The sequence below is a fragment of the Candidatus Obscuribacterales bacterium genome, from assembly GCA_019744775.1.
Classification (GTDB): Bacteria; Cyanobacteriota; Vampirovibrionia; order Obscuribacterales; family Obscuribacteraceae; genus SBAT01.
In genome coordinates, this window is the sequence record JAIETZ010000013.1 from 66,045 (window position 1) to 80,354 (window position 14,310).

The 14,310-nt window shown below is 46.9% G+C and carries 13 protein-coding genes; 9 read left to right on the forward strand and 4 right to left on the reverse strand.

Translation table 11 applies throughout. The features are described from left to right. Positions 1-263: 263 nt before the first annotated feature. From K2Y22_17215 to ppk2, 9 genes are all read left to right on the forward strand, one after another. Entirely contained in the window at positions 264-1,256 is a 993-nt protein-coding gene (locus K2Y22_17215; protein ID MBX9880202.1) for an ATP-binding cassette domain-containing protein, read from the forward strand. After that, a complete protein-coding gene (locus K2Y22_17220) occupies positions 1,249-2,046 on the forward strand; it encodes an ABC-2 family transporter protein (protein MBX9880203.1) in 798 nt (265 codons plus the stop codon). The genes K2Y22_17215 and K2Y22_17220 overlap by 8 nt, the downstream gene beginning before the upstream one ends. Positions 2,047-2,052: 6 nt before the next feature. Next, positions 2,053-2,859 carry an ABC-2 family transporter protein gene (locus tag K2Y22_17225; GenBank protein ID MBX9880204.1) on the forward strand — a complete coding sequence of 269 codons (807 nt, stop codon included), beginning with the start codon at positions 2,053-2,055 and terminating at the stop codon, positions 2,857-2,859. After that, positions 2,856-3,800 (forward strand): TonB C-terminal domain-containing protein, encoded by a 945-nt coding sequence (locus K2Y22_17230; protein ID MBX9880205.1) that lies wholly within the window; start codon positions 2,856-2,858, stop codon positions 3,798-3,800. Before K2Y22_17225 ends, K2Y22_17230 begins: the two co-directional genes overlap by 4 nt. A 218-nt stretch (positions 3,801-4,018) precedes the next feature. Beyond that, on the forward strand, positions 4,019-5,725 hold the full coding sequence (locus K2Y22_17235) for a TolC family protein (protein MBX9880206.1): 1,707 nt from the start codon (positions 4,019-4,021) through the stop codon (positions 5,723-5,725). After that, positions 5,722-6,921, forward strand: coding sequence for an efflux RND transporter periplasmic adaptor subunit (locus K2Y22_17240; GenBank protein ID MBX9880207.1), 1,200 nt, complete (start codon positions 5,722-5,724; stop codon positions 6,919-6,921). Before K2Y22_17235 ends, K2Y22_17240 begins: the two co-directional genes overlap by 4 nt. Beyond that, positions 6,921-10,031 (forward strand): efflux RND transporter permease subunit, encoded by a 3,111-nt coding sequence (locus K2Y22_17245; GenBank protein ID MBX9880208.1) that lies wholly within the window; start codon positions 6,921-6,923, stop codon positions 10,029-10,031. The genes K2Y22_17240 and K2Y22_17245 overlap by 1 nt, the downstream gene beginning before the upstream one ends. Next, complete coding sequence (locus K2Y22_17250; GenBank protein ID MBX9880209.1) at positions 10,028-10,816, forward strand: hypothetical protein; 789 nt, start codon at positions 10,028-10,030, stop codon at positions 10,814-10,816. The genes K2Y22_17245 and K2Y22_17250 overlap by 4 nt, the downstream gene beginning before the upstream one ends. Positions 10,817-10,821: 5 nt before the next feature. After that, entirely contained in the window at positions 10,822-11,646 is an 825-nt protein-coding gene (gene ppk2, locus K2Y22_17255) for a polyphosphate kinase 2 (protein MBX9880210.1), read from the forward strand. Positions 11,647-11,654: 8 nt separating this feature from the next. On the opposite strand, the gene K2Y22_17260 is transcribed toward ppk2, so the two are convergent. The 4 genes from K2Y22_17260 to K2Y22_17275 form a co-directional block, all read right to left on the reverse strand. Beyond that, a complete protein-coding gene (locus K2Y22_17260) occupies positions 11,655-12,044 on the reverse strand; it encodes a hypothetical protein (protein MBX9880211.1) in 390 nt (129 codons plus the stop codon). A gap of 104 nt (positions 12,045-12,148) precedes the next feature. Further along, positions 12,149-12,559, reverse strand: coding sequence for an SseB family protein (locus tag K2Y22_17265; GenBank protein MBX9880212.1), 411 nt, complete (start codon positions 12,557-12,559; stop codon positions 12,149-12,151). Between the two features lie 10 nt (positions 12,560-12,569). After that, positions 12,570-13,010 (reverse strand): GNAT family N-acetyltransferase, encoded by a 441-nt coding sequence (locus tag K2Y22_17270; protein MBX9880213.1) that lies wholly within the window; start codon positions 13,008-13,010, stop codon positions 12,570-12,572. A gap of 65 nt (positions 13,011-13,075) precedes the next feature. Beyond that, on the reverse strand, positions 13,076-14,290 hold the full coding sequence (locus K2Y22_17275) for an acyl-CoA dehydrogenase family protein (GenBank protein ID MBX9880214.1): 1,215 nt from the start codon (positions 14,288-14,290) through the stop codon (positions 13,076-13,078). Positions 14,291-14,310 lie beyond the last annotated feature (20 nt).

Genomic DNA, 14,310 nt, shown 5'->3' on the forward strand with positions numbered 1-14,310 from the left:
TTGCTTGGTCAGAGGCAGTCGTGCATCTATCTTCACGTAAGTGATTTAGTTAACAACTAGTAGATAGAAAGCTGCCTCCCATACCAAGAAGGGGGGCATTTTAATTAGGAGACTAACTTCAAGTGAGCACCAAGTACATGTCATTCTGAGCGGTAGCGAAGAATCTCATAGCTTAAGTAGTGAGATCCTTCGTCGCAGATGCTCCTCAGGATGACAGCAGTTGTTGACTCAATATCTACATTGGGAGAACAGAGGACACAAACATGAACGCCGTTGAGTTGGAAAATTTACGCAAAACCTTCGTCCAAAAACTTGGACGCGGATTCTCGCGGGTAACAAAAGAAATTGTCGCCGTTGATTCGGTAAGTTTCGAAGTGCCCGTTGGACAATCTGTTGCGTTTATTGGTCCTAACGGCGCCGGTAAATCGACAACCATTAAGATGCTCACCGGTATTTTGAATCCGACATCAGGCAGTGCTCACGTTTTGGGTGCTGTGCCTTGGAAGGAGAGAAATAAACTCACCTACAATATAGGTGCTGTATTTGGTCAGCGTTCGCAGCTCTGGTATCACCTGCCAGCCAGGGATACTTTTGAACTGCTGGCAAAAATCTATAGCCTAGATACGGCCGAGTACAAAAAGCGCGTAAGTGTTCTTATTGATCGTTTTGCATTGGAATCCTTTTTGGACACCCCAGTGCGTAAACTTTCGCTCGGGCAAAGAATGCGGTGCGAAATCGCTGCCAGCTTGTTACACAAACCACAAGTGTTGTTTCTTGATGAACCAACCATCGGTTTGGATGTAATAGCCAGACAAGAGCTTCGCGATCTTATAAGTGAATGGAATCGTGAAGAGGGTTTGACCATCTTCCTAACCAGTCACGATGCCGGAGACATCGAAAGTGTCGCTAAGCGTGTGATTGTTATCAATCACGGGAGAGTTGTGCTTGATGATTCCGTCAACGCAATGAAACGTCAATATCTTTGTGAAAAGGTAATCGGCGTTAAATTCCACGATGCGCACAAGAGTCTCGATGTGCCTGGCATAAAGATACTCAAGTCCAACAGTCATGCGCTGAAGCTAGAAGTGGATACTCGTGTAATGCCAATTGAAAAGGCACTGCATGAGGTTATGCAAACTGGCTCTGTTGCGGACATCACAATTGAAGATCCGCCATTGGAAGAGATCATCGCTCACATATACAGCCAAGGTCCTGAAGCTGCAGTTGACGAAAAGGAGGTGACCATAAGTGAATAGTTTTAAAAAGTACTTCTGGGTTGGACTCATCTCAGGAAAATCCAATCTTGCTTACTTTGGCGAAACTCTCGGCAGAATATTCTTTCTCGGAATAATTCTGTTTATCTTCCTTCGCTTATGGCAAGTTACCTATTCGCAGACCAATGCGACTATTCTTGGTGGCTTCACGATAGCTCAGATGCTGTGGTATCTGGTGGTAACTGAATCCATCATGTTGTCGACTCCAAGGGTGTCGTATTACGTCGACCAGGCGGTACGGACAGGTGCGATCGCAGTTTATTTGCTGCGGCCGATGTCATATCCGATGCACGAATTGTTTGCGTGCTTGGGTGAAAGATTCATCCGGTTTGGTCTCAACCTGGCGGTTGGATCGGTCATTGCGCTAATTTGTGTCGGACCGATTCCACTTAATGCTCAGGGACTATTGCTATTTTTATTAGCAATACCCTTCGCGTTTGTGCTCGACTTCATGGGTTATTTCCTGGTTGGTCTGTGCGCATTTTGGATGGAAGATACAACCGGACTGGTATTTCTCTACTCGAGAATAACCATGGTACTCGGCGGAATGCTCATTCCAATTGAGTTGTTTCCTGAAACCTGGCAGCCTATATTGCGTATCTTGCCGTTTTCATCAATTGTCTACGGACCGGCGCGCATGTTTGTCCGACCGGACTTCACTGAATTCGTTCAGTTGATAGTGCGTCAGGGACTGTCCATCGCTGTCTTTTCACTTGTTGTTTACCTCGTCTGGAACGCATGCCTCAAGCGTGTGTTCGCCAACGGAGGATAAAGGAAAATGTTTAAACTAACTTCAAAACTGATCAACTATCTTTCCATGGCATGGTCCTACGTGCGCTTGAATTTCTTTGCGCAAATGGAATACAAGGCCGCTTTCTGGTCGCAGGTAATTGGAATGATTCTGAACAACTGCGTTTGGATTGTTTTTTGGAGCGTGTTCTTCACGCGATTCGACAATCTCGGTGGTTGGACTGTAAAAGACGTCTTGACCGTCTGGTCGATATCGGCTGGCGGCTATGGACTGGCATATAGCATCTGCGGCAATGCGCTTGGACTTGCTTCGTTGATAAGCAATGGTCGACTTGATGCGTGGATGTTATATCCACGTGCCTTGTTGTCGCACTTGCTGATCGGCAGAATGAGCGCGACTGCTTTCGGAGACATATTGTTTGCTTTGATTGTCTATGTCTTCTTTGTGAGACCGGATCTCCCACATTTCTTGTGGTTCTGTGCTCTGACCATCTCCGCTGCAGTCGTCTTTGTTGGCTTTAGCATACTGACCAGTTGCTTGAGCTTCTTCTTGGGAAATGCAGACGCGTTAGCGGAAAACGGCCGATTTGCTTTGGTCACCTTCAGCACCTACCCGGCTAGTATATTTCAGGGAGCATTGAAGCTACTCCTGTTTACTGTGATACCGGCCGGATTCGTTAGCTACCTGCCGGTGGAAGCGTTGCGTGAATTGTCAGTCGAGAAAACACTTATGTGTTTTGCTGGCAGCTTGTCTGTTCTAGTCGTCGGAGTTGTCGTATTCTATTGGGGACTTCGTCGTTACGAGTCGGGCAATCTCATGGAGATGCGTGGGTGAATTTCAAGCCATTTCTTTTCCTCATTTCTTTGCTGGTTGGAGCTTCAGCGTTTGCGGCAACGCCGGCACAGAATGAGGAAAAGTACATGCGTACCGTTGTTTCGAAGGTGCGCAAGAATTGGAAGCCTCATAGGACAAGTGAGCCTTTAAAAATACGGGTGTCCTGGCAGCAGCATAAAGACGGTTCGATTTCGAATGTGCATGTGATCAACCCCGGTAAAACGCCTTCAAACGAGAAGGAAGCAATTGCCGCAGTACTGAAGAGCGCGCCATTCGATCCGCTTCCGGCTAGCAGTTCGAAGTCTGTTGACATAGAACTGCACCTCGAAACCAGTCCTGTGCTTCGCATGACTGTTCAGAAGGCAGTTGAGACTTATGGACCTGCCTCAAGAGAAGTTCTTCGCGAGCGCTGTCGTATGGCAGGCATTTCTTATCCTCCGAAGCGCTTAACTCTGATTGGGTTAAAGCAAGAGAAATTGCTTTTGCTTTATAGCGGAGATGATAAAAGAAAATTGCTCGGCAGTTTCCATCTTGTAAGTTATAGCGGTACTCTTGGACCGAAGCTCAAACAAGGTGACCTGCAAATTCCCGAGGGCATCTACCGTATTACTCATCCCGAGTCTTACAACATGTTGGCGCTGGGTGTGAATTACCCAAATGTTACTGACAGAATAAATGCCGCCGCTGATCATCGAACAAAGCTCGGCAGCGACATTCTCGTGCATGGAGGTTCGCTTTCGACGGGATGTCTAGTAGTTTCCAATGAAGACATGGAGCAAGTTTTTGTTGCTGTCTACGACGTCGGTTGCGCCAACACCAAATTGATAATTGCACCCTGCGATTTGCGCAAGACAAGACCAGATATCGACCTGAAAAAACAGCCCAAATGGCTGCCTGATTTGTACAAGTCCATCAGAGCGCAAATGCTCAATTATCCATGACCTGGAAACGTCACCCTGAGCAAAGCGAAGGGTCTCGCGCCTTTAACCCGTGGGATTCTTCGCTCCCGTAGGTCGCTCAGAATGACTATCACTGAATATTTACCTAATCTACGACTTTCGAGAACTCGGAGTAGTACCATTAGCACCTGTGCCCTGGAGAGTCTCGGGTTAGCGCTTTCCGCGTATATATCGACCCGTAGACGCAGCTGGAAACCCCCATGCGCAGATTTACTACGCTACTTCTTGCATTGTCGTTGGGAACGCTGAGTCCGTCTGTCCTAGCGCAGTCGTCAATAGGCGCTGTAAAATCACCTGCTTACAACTCCGGCAAGAAAAAATTAGCTCAGAAGTATGACGCACCGCCGCCGGACACGATGGTGCCTCCTGTAAGTTCGAATATGCGCCCTTCCGACCCCGGAGTTCTAGAGGATCTCAAGCCTATTATTGGCGACCTGACGCCGGAAGTGCAGTTGGAAGATTCGGTAATCATCCCTCCTGTCCCGTTCAATCAGATAATTCCTATCGGTCAAAACAAGCTACCGCCGATTAAATTGGAGGCGAGCTATACCGAACCTATTTCTCTCAAGCAAGCGCTTATGGTTGCTTTGGGAAATAACTTGCCTATTCAAATTTCCAAGGCCGACTTTGACACCAATTACTACAAGTACTTAGGTTCATTCGGTGGTTTCCTTCCGACAATGTCGATGAGTTACATCGCTCAAAAGACTAGTAGCGGACCAATAACAACTTCGCAATCACCATTTTTCATTATGATGATCTATCCGGTGTTCCAGGGTGGTGCCAGTTTATTTGGAATGCTGCAGGCGCGTCATACGCAGGTTGCCTCTAAGTATGCTTACTCCGCACAATCAAAGGATGTGTTGCTTAGAGTTGCAGAAAAGTATTATGACCTTGTCTTGAACAGAGCACTGTTGACCATTCGCACGAAAGCAGTTGAGGTTTCGAAATTCCAACTCAAAGTCAATGAGGATTTGAAAGCTGCTGGTCACGGTACAGATTTTGAAATCATGCAATCAAAGACTCAGTTGGCTGAGGACAAACAAGATCTCATCAAACAACAGGTTGCTTTTCGCAAAGCAGCACTTAGACTGTCGGTTGCATTGAATTCCAGTTTGCTTGTGAATCTCGCGCCTATCGACGATCGAATTACCAAGACGGAACTGGTCGATCATAAATTGTCTCCACAACAGCTAACGGCGTTAGCGATTGCCAATCGGCCGGAATTACAGCAGTATGAACATCTGCGTCTAGCTGCTCGGCGAGCAGTACAAGTAGCGGCCGCGCCACTTTATCCGCGAGCTGGATTCTTTACCGCCAATATCATGAACCAAGGAGTAAGTGGCGGTGGCGCTGGTGGGCAAAGCAGCAGTAGTGTAGTTATTCCTGTTGGTGGCAGTGTTTCAGCCGGCGGTATCTCTGAAAGCGGCAGTGGCGCCAATTCCACATTTAGCCGAGGCTTTATTTTGAACTGGCTTCTGTATGGCGCAGGTGTTGGCAGTTTAGGCGACATGGCTGCAGCGAGAGCGCAAGCTCGTAAGGCAATGCTTAGTGCCAATCAAGAACTGCAAACGGTCATTGAAGATGTGCGCGAATCATTCTTAGACTCCGAGACTTCAGAAAGCGAAATTGAAGTTACATCGGAAGCGGTGGCTGCCTCAGGCGAAGCTCTGCGTTTGGCTGATTTGCGTTTGCGCTATCAGTTGGGCACTAACTTGGAATTGATTGAAGCGCAGCGTGATTACATCAATGCATTATCACGGCGTGTTGAGGCTTTCATTGGCTATCGCCAATCGCAAGCCAAACTATTGCATGCCATTGGACTTATTTCAGTCGATACCTTATGTGCTGAAAAGCCCAGTGATTTTAAGGTCAATTTTGGAAAGTACCGAGGAAGAAATCCATGAACGTAAAGCGCGCAATGCTAGTAGCACTAGCTGCACTAACGCTAACATCCTGCAGCCAGGAGCCGGCAAAAGAAGGCCGCCCGCCAGCGCACGTCACAACGACACGGATTGACTCTGCCACCGTCACTACGGCGAGCACCCTTATCGGGGAAATGGATTCCCGTAAGTCAATTGACCTTTATCCAAAAGTTGATGGTTATGTTAGAGCTATTCCTGTTCGTCCTGGCGAAAAGATAAGAGCCGGTCAGCTAATTATCGCTATCGATCCAACCAAACAAGAGGCAACTGTTGCCGCCAAGCGCAGTACCGTTGAATTGGCTAGGGCAGACCTAGCCAAGGAAATCGGAGAATTGAAATCGCAGGAAGCAGACTTGTCGGCTCAAGAAGCTCAAGTCCAATTCAATGATATCGAATACAAGCGCTATTACTGGTTGGGGCAGCGGGGAGTAGTCGCTCAAGCAACGGTTGACTCGCAAGAACGTGATTTGAAAGTTGCTCAAGCAAAACTAAAATCGCTCAAAGAAGCAATCGAAGCTCAAAAGGAAGTTATTGTCAGGGCACGACGTCGCGTTGACGAAACTAGGGCTGAACAAAAGGAAGAGGAAGCTCAACTCAGTTACTTCTCAATGAAAGCTCCCTTCGATGGAACCATCGGAAATATTCCAGTCAAGATTGGAGACTACGTCGCGCAATCTACTAAGTTAACCTCCGTTAGCCAAGTCAAGCCGCTTGAGGTCAATGTCCTTGTTCCAAAAGACGACGCTGCAACTCTTAAGCAAGGCATGACTATGGAACTCTTAGATCGTGATGGAAATGTCGCCGGCACCAGCACTATTTTCTACATCTCACCAATTGTCGACTTGGCTAACCAGTCAGTTCAAGTAAAAGGACTCTATCCAAATGACGGACTACAGTTCCGTCCTGACCAAACATTGGAAGTGCGCATCATCATAAGCAAAGCGTCTGGAATTATGGTCCCAACAGAATCACTAACCTTTGTCGCAGGACAGCCATTTGTCTTTGTCGTTGAACAAAAAGACGGGAAGACAGTGGCTGCACAACGAGTGGTTCACATTGCTGACATTCGTGACAATAAAGCAACTCTGACTGATGGAGTTAAGGTTGGCGAAACTTTAGTTGTTTCCGGTGTGCAGAATTTGTCTGATGGAACTCCGGTGGTGGTGGATAACAAGTAATGTTTGCCGAATTCTTCATTAGCCGACCAGTATTTGCCACAGTATGTTCAATCATTATTGTGATTGCCGGCGCCGTCTGCATACCTGCTTTGCCTATTTCCCAGTACCCATCCTTGGCGCCCCCGCAAGTTCAGGTAACCAGTACATATATCGGTGCCAGCGCAGAACAAGTTGAGTCGTCAGTAACGACAGCTCTTGAAAAAGAAATCAACGGTGTTCAGGGATTAAAGTACATTCAGTCAACAAGCGGCAATGACGGCACCAGCAAAATTACAGCCACATTTGATCTTGAGCGCGGTATTGATCAGGCTGCGGTTGATGTGCAAACAAAAGTAGCAACTGCTCAAGGCAGACTTCCGGAAGACGTAAAACGTCTTGGCGTTTCGATTAACAAAGTATCTACATCTATTGTTCTTGCTTTAGCTGTCTATGCAGATGGCGTCAATTACACGCCGGAGTTTATTAGTAATTACATCGACCTTTATGTCAAAGATCCATTGAAGTCAATTTCCGGGGTCGGTGATGTGAACATTGTGGGTGAGCGGAAATACGCCATGCGTATATGGCTTGATCCCAACAAGCTTTCCGAATATTTGATGAGCCCGCTTGATGTGGTTAATGCACTACAAGCGCAAAACAAGCAAGTGGGAGCAGGTGATTTGGGGGGAGCACCGGCACCAACTGGGCAGCGTTACCAATACAACATCAAAGTTTATGGACGTATGTCTAATCCGCAGGAGTTTGCCAATATCGTTGTGAAGCGATCAGGTGATGGCACGCTCATTCATGTACGCGATATCGGACGTGTTGAATTGGGTGCTGAGAATTACGTTACCAACAGCGTATATAAGGGCAAAGATGCAATCGCGCTGGTTATTTATCTCCGCTCAGGTGGTAATGCCCTTCAAGTAGCAAAGGAAGCGCGTGCTGTCTTAGCTAAGCTTGCTGAGAATTATCCACCAGGTCTAAAAGTTGATGTCTGTCTTGATACGACTGAAGCTGTCAGCGAGTCTATTGAAGAAGTCAAACACACCTTGTTTGAAGCAATACTTTTGGTAATTCTAGTCATTTTTGTATTCTTACAAGACTGGCGCAGCATGATTATCGCTTGCGTGACGATTCCGGTTTCGTTGATTGGCACGTTTGCCTTCATGCAGCTATTTGGTTTTTCAATTAACACTCTGACGCTTTTTGGTTTGACATTGGCGACGGGTCTTGTTGTTGATGATGCCATTGTCGTTGTGGAAAACGTCAAGCGCCATATGGAAGAATCTAAGCTTTCAGCCTTTGAAGCTACGAAAGTCGCAATGCGAGAGACAGCCGGTGCGCTTGTGGCGACAGCATTGGTACTTGTGGCAGTATTCGTCCCGGTAGCATTTTTCCCTGGTACAACCGGACAGCTTTATAAGCAGTTTGCTTTGACGATTGCAATTTCAGTGGCGCTATCAGCATTCAATGCTCTGACACTTAGTCCAGCTCTTGCAGCCTTGCTTCTCAAGGGTGAAGAGCATCCGAATGCAATTTTCACTAAGATAAATCAAGCAATAGATTGGTTGCGCCGAACATATGAGTCGTCGTTGGCTTTTGTTCTCAAGGTAGAACCATTGGTTATATTGCTGATGATTGGTGCAGTCGGGCTGACGTGCTGGTTATTTAAGATTCTGCCGACAGGCTTTGTGCCCTATGAAGACCAAGGCTATTTCTTCACGTTGATACGGGCTCCTGAAGGTTCATCGCTGGAATACACGACTGATGTTGTTAAGAAAGTGGCGAAACTGGAGGACAGTGTACCGGAGGCTAACTCATCGCTTGGACTGTCTGGATTTGGTTTTTCGGGCAACGCGGCTAATTTGGGCATGGTCTTTTCTAACTTGAAGCACTGGAAGCATCGCGAAGGACCGGAGCATTCATTAGATGCCATCATTCAGCGATTACGCAAGCCATTATCTGAAATTACGGAAGCAAGCTGTGTGCCCTTTAATCCACCAGCTTTAGAAGGACTAGGTAACTTTGGTGGCTTTGTTTATGAATTGCAAGACTTAACTGGAAAGTCTATTACCGATCTGGCTAACACTGCTAAGCAGCTCACCCTTGCCGGAAATAAAACTAAAGGGCTCGAAGGTCTTTTCACTACGTTTAGCGCCAGTACTCCGCAGTTACAGTTGAAAGTAAAGCGCGATCTAGCCGAGGTTCTAAACGTCGATACGTCTTCTGTTTTAGATACCTTGCAGGTATTGTCCGGTTCTTCGTATGTAAATGATTTTGATTACTTGAACAGAAGTTACCGAGTATATGTTCAAGCCGACAAACAATTCAGAGCTAATCCGCAAAGTATTTTTGAATACTACGTACATTCACGCGATGGGCAAATGATTTCCTTGCGCAATTTGTTGGATTTCGAACCAGCGCTTACTGCCAGCACCATAAATCACTACAATCTTTTCCGCTCAGTGGAAATCAACGGTAATCCTGCTGCTGGTTATAGCTCGGGACAGGCAATTGAATTTATGGACAAGTTATCCAAGGACGTGCTGCCGAAAAATATGACATTTTCTTGGTCTGGAATTTCACTTGAAGAAATAAGTGCCGGCAGCAGTGCTGTGTTCATTTTCATACTTGGATTGGTTTTTGTATTTCTCGTTTTATCGGCGCAATATGAAAGCTATACTGATCCGGCAATTATTCTTTTATCCGTTCCGCCGGCTATGTTGGGCGCTCTGCTTTTCCAGTGGCTGCGCGGGTTAGAAAATGATGTCTTCTGTCAGATTGGTCTAGTAATGCTTGTTGGACTAGCCAGCAAAAACGCAATCTTGATTGTCGAATTTGCTAATCACCTATTGGAGAAGGAAAAATTGTCCTTCAAGGAAGCTGCCCTGAAAGCCGCAGGATTGCGTCTGCGACCAATTCTAATGACTTCGTTGGCATTTATAGTGGGTCTTCTTCCACTCGTGCTCGCAAACGGCGCTGGAGCCAACGCCAGGCAGTCACTAGGTACCGCAGTCTGCGGCGGCATGTTGGTGTCTACTTTCATTACCCTTTATCTGGTGCCTGTAGTGTTTTCATTGATGAAGTCGTTTTTGGCGAAGTTTAAGAAGGGGGATGTGCAATGACGGGAAATAGAATGGTCGACGCAGTTAGATCAACCGACGAAAAGTCGAAACGCTGGAAAGCTACTTTCGCTGCCTCGCGCATGGCGTACCAAACTGGCGAATTTCGTCAGGCGGAAAGCCTTTTGGCGCGCGCCCTTGAACTTGCAAGCGACATTCCTGACCGCAGCTTTGCCATAAGTGCCACGCAAGTGGGAATAGGTGCTGTATTACTCGCTGAGAGCAGAATTCGCGAGGCTCTGAGCCAGTTTCGAAAGGCTGTAACCGGTCTAGAAGGACATGGCGACGACGAGCATAAAGAACTGTTGGCAGTTGCACTTAGATTCTATGCGCAAACACTCTCCGAGAGTGGCGATGAGCGCGGCGCAGAAAAGGAATTGCTCAGATCAATAGATATTCTTCGTGGACTGGGCGCTGATGGGCGTGTTCAAATGGCATATTCATTAGCCGATCTGAGTGGACTGTATCTAAGTGTGGGTCGTCGTAGCGAAGCGGAGAAATACATTGGCGAAGCAATGAAAATCGCCGCATTCTTCTTGGAGCCTGGTAGCGCTGAATATACGCGTGTCGATATGATCTACCAAATAAGCAAGCCGATGCCCGAAGAAGAGCGTCACGATATGGCTCAAGATGGAATTAGACGACTTCAGTATGCGTATGGTGCTAAACATCCGAATATCGCTTGGGCACTAGAGCGTTATTTCAAGGTTCTCACTGAAAGCGGAAACACTGCGAAGTTGGAAGAAGCAAAGGAAATGTTTGGCATTACTGATAAGGCTGGGAAGTAGAAATTATGAAAAAAACAGCTAAGAAAAAGAAGATAGAATCCGAGTCCAAGTCCAAGATGGATAGAGAAACCTATGAGCACGAACTGACAAAACTGCAAACCGAGCTTTGTCATCTTCAAGATTGGGTGAAGCGTACAGGTGAGCGCATTGTTATTGTTTTTGAAGGAAGGGATGCCGCAGGCAAGGGTGGTGTCATCAAGACCATCACTGCCCGGGTTAGTCATAGAGTCTTTCGCGTGGTTGCATTACCGGCGCCGTCGGATCGCGAGAAAACACAACTGTATGTGCAGCGCTATTTGAAGCACTTTCCCGCCGCCGGCGAAATCGTTATTTTCGACCGTAGTTGGTACAACCGAGCCGGTGTCGAGCGCGTGATGGGATTTTGTACTGAGGCACAGTATGAAAAGTTCCTTGACGATTGCCCTTCTTTTGAGGCAACTATCGTTGAAAATGGCATCCGTTTATTTAAGTATTGGCTGGAGGTAAGCAACGAAGAGCAAGAGAAGCGATTTCAAGCAAGAATTGATGACCCCAAGCGCCAGTGGAAGCTGAGTAATATGGATTTACCATCCAGAACTCACTGGTATGACTATTCACGCGCGCGTGATGCGATGTTTGAAGCAACCGATACTGAATTTGCTCCCTGGTATATTGTTGACTCCAGCGATAAGAAGAGAGCGCGTCTCAATTTGATTTCACATTTTTTGGGCAATGTTCCGTACAAGAAAGGCAAGCACGAAAAGTCTAAGTTGCCGAAGCGAAAGACGAAGGATGCCTACGATGACGTTGCTTCTATCAAAAATCGCAATTGGATTCAGGAAAAATACTAGGCCGCCAACTAGGTTTTAGACCGCTCAAGATTGAGCAAGCGTTCTTCGTGATTGATTAGCTTCTCGTCAATTCGAAGCAACGACGCCCTGATTTCATGGAGTTGCCCGTTTGTGTCCTTGCGAAATGTAGTCAGCTCTTTGTCGATCCTGTCAATCTTGCCGCCGAGACCGGTGCTGACGTCATCAATTCTGTGATTCAGCCTAGACTCCATTTGGTTCATTTCAAATTTGAAGTCAAGTGACATGTCGGACATTCGTTTATCGACTTCGGTCAATATATCAATTTTCTGTTGGACCATTTGCTTTCCGACTTCGGTTAAAACATAGTCCATGCCCTTGTGGAGTTCAAGGACTAGTCCGTGAATAAGCTCTTCATTGAATCTGTTGGCGTCTTGCATATTGAAATCATACCCCATTTTCAAGTGGTGATGGATTAGAGCTACATAGGGCTCTATATAAAAGACGGAAAACTCGGCAAAAAGTTCAAATTGGGAGATGAAATTTACGATGCGTCCGTACCGAAGTCGCGAATAATGCCATCCATGCCGTCTGGGGAGATTTCTAAGCCGGCATAGAATCCGGGATTTATTAGTATCCCGCAATTAGGGGCAATGGTTCTTAGCCACTTCAATGCTTCGCTGCCGTGGGGAATTGAGAGACAGAACGTAAATTGTGGTGCGACTTTTTCGATACGTTCCCGGGTGGTGAACACGCCAATGAAATTGTTGTCGTTCTTCGTTAGCAACATTGGTGAAAAGCCTGAACGATCTTCACTGACTTCAGTTTCACTCGGTACATGCAATTCCAATTGCATAAGAGCCTCTAAAAATTCTTCTAGTGGAATGGTTCCGTCTTGGGCTTTTGTCAACATAAGCTCCAGCTTGTTTACCGGAGTAAAGTTATCGTTTTGCATTGATGTATCCCTAATTTGTTGTTTGCGTTTCTGAACCTTGATTGCGATTGCGGATTTCCATTCTATTTTCCGGAAATTCAGTTACTTTGAATCCGAATTGTTCGTATAGTTTGTGAGCGTCTTTTGTAGCCAGCGCCCATTTCTCAATTGATTGCAATTGCGGATGTTCCATTGTAGTTTTCATCAACAGTTTGCCCAGGCGTTGTCCTCGATAGTCTTCATGAACAATTACATCGCAAATGTAGGCATAGGTCGAGTAATCAGTGACTATTCTTGTGAAGCCTATCTGTCGATCGCCATCGAATATACCGATGCAACAGGAATTTTTGAGCGATATCTCAATTGCGTCTTTGCTGCGATTTGCAGCCCAGTAAGAACGCCATAGCATGTCGCAAATGTCAGCCAAGTTCATATCGGAGGTGTTAGTGGATATTCGGAAGTTGGTGTCCATTACTTACTCAAAGAGAGAGGGTGATCGATAGACCACCCTCTCATCGTTTCTATTCAGGGTGCTGTTTATACACCGACTCCGGCTAATACAGCTCCGGCCAATGCGGTCGGCTTGCCTGTTGGCTTACCGTTAGCGTAACGGATGCCGAGAGCATCTTGAGCGATGATCATGCGCTGAATTTCGCGGGTGCCTTCGTATATGTTCAATACTTTGGCATCGCGGAAGTAGCGCTCGACTGGGTACTCATCGGAGAAGCCGTAGCCACCGAAGATTTGTACTGCGTCGTGACCGGCACGGTTAGCTGCTTCGCCGCAAAATAGTTTAGCTATTGATGTCTCCAAGGTGTTGCGAACGCCGCGGGTTTTCAAATCGGCAGCGCGGAGGTACAAGAGACGTCCAGCTTCACAATCAGCAACCATGTTGGCGATCATGGCTTGCACTTGTTGGTGCTCACCGATAGGCACTCCGAAAGTGCGACGCTGCATGGCGTACTTGGTGCACTGATCGATACAACCTTGTACAAGACCAACTGCACCGGCTGCGACTGAGAAGCGACCGTTATCCAAAGCGGACATGGCAATTTTGAAACCATCGCCAACTTCGCCGAGCATGTTTTCTTTCGGTACGCGTACTTCATCCAAGAAAAGTTCGGATGTGTCGGAGGCGCGTAGTCCTAATTTGCCGTGGATGCTGCGGGCTGTGAAGCCTTTTGACTTGGTATCAACGATAAAGCAGCAGATGCCTTTGTGACCAAGTGACTTGTCTATGGTTGCAAACACGAGAGCGTGTGTAGCAATTGATCCGCAGGAGATCCAGGTCTTTTGACCGCTCAACAAATAGTCAGTGCCATCTTTGACAGCTTTTGTTTGTTGGTTGGCGGCATCTGATCCGGCTTCTGGTTCGGTCAAACCGAAACAACCGATAAATTCGCCATTACACATCTTCGGCAGGTACTTCATCTTCTGCTCTTCTGTTCCCCATTTGAGGATTGTCAAAGCAACAAGTGATGTCTGTACTGAGAACAATGTACGGGTGGAGGAGCACACGCGGTTGACTTCTTCAGTCATCAAACCGTAGGCGATGTAGTCCATTCCCAAACCGCCGTATTTTTCCGGCACTGGGCAGCCTAGGAAACCTTCAGCGAAGATTTTCTTGGCGATATCCCAATCGAATTTGCAATCGCGATCGTTCTTTTGTGCCTTAGGGGCAATTTCACGATCAGCAAATTCGCGCATGTGGTTGCGCATATCGAGCTGTTCTTGTGTGAATTCGAAGTTCATTGTTTCGTCTCCAGTGGGTA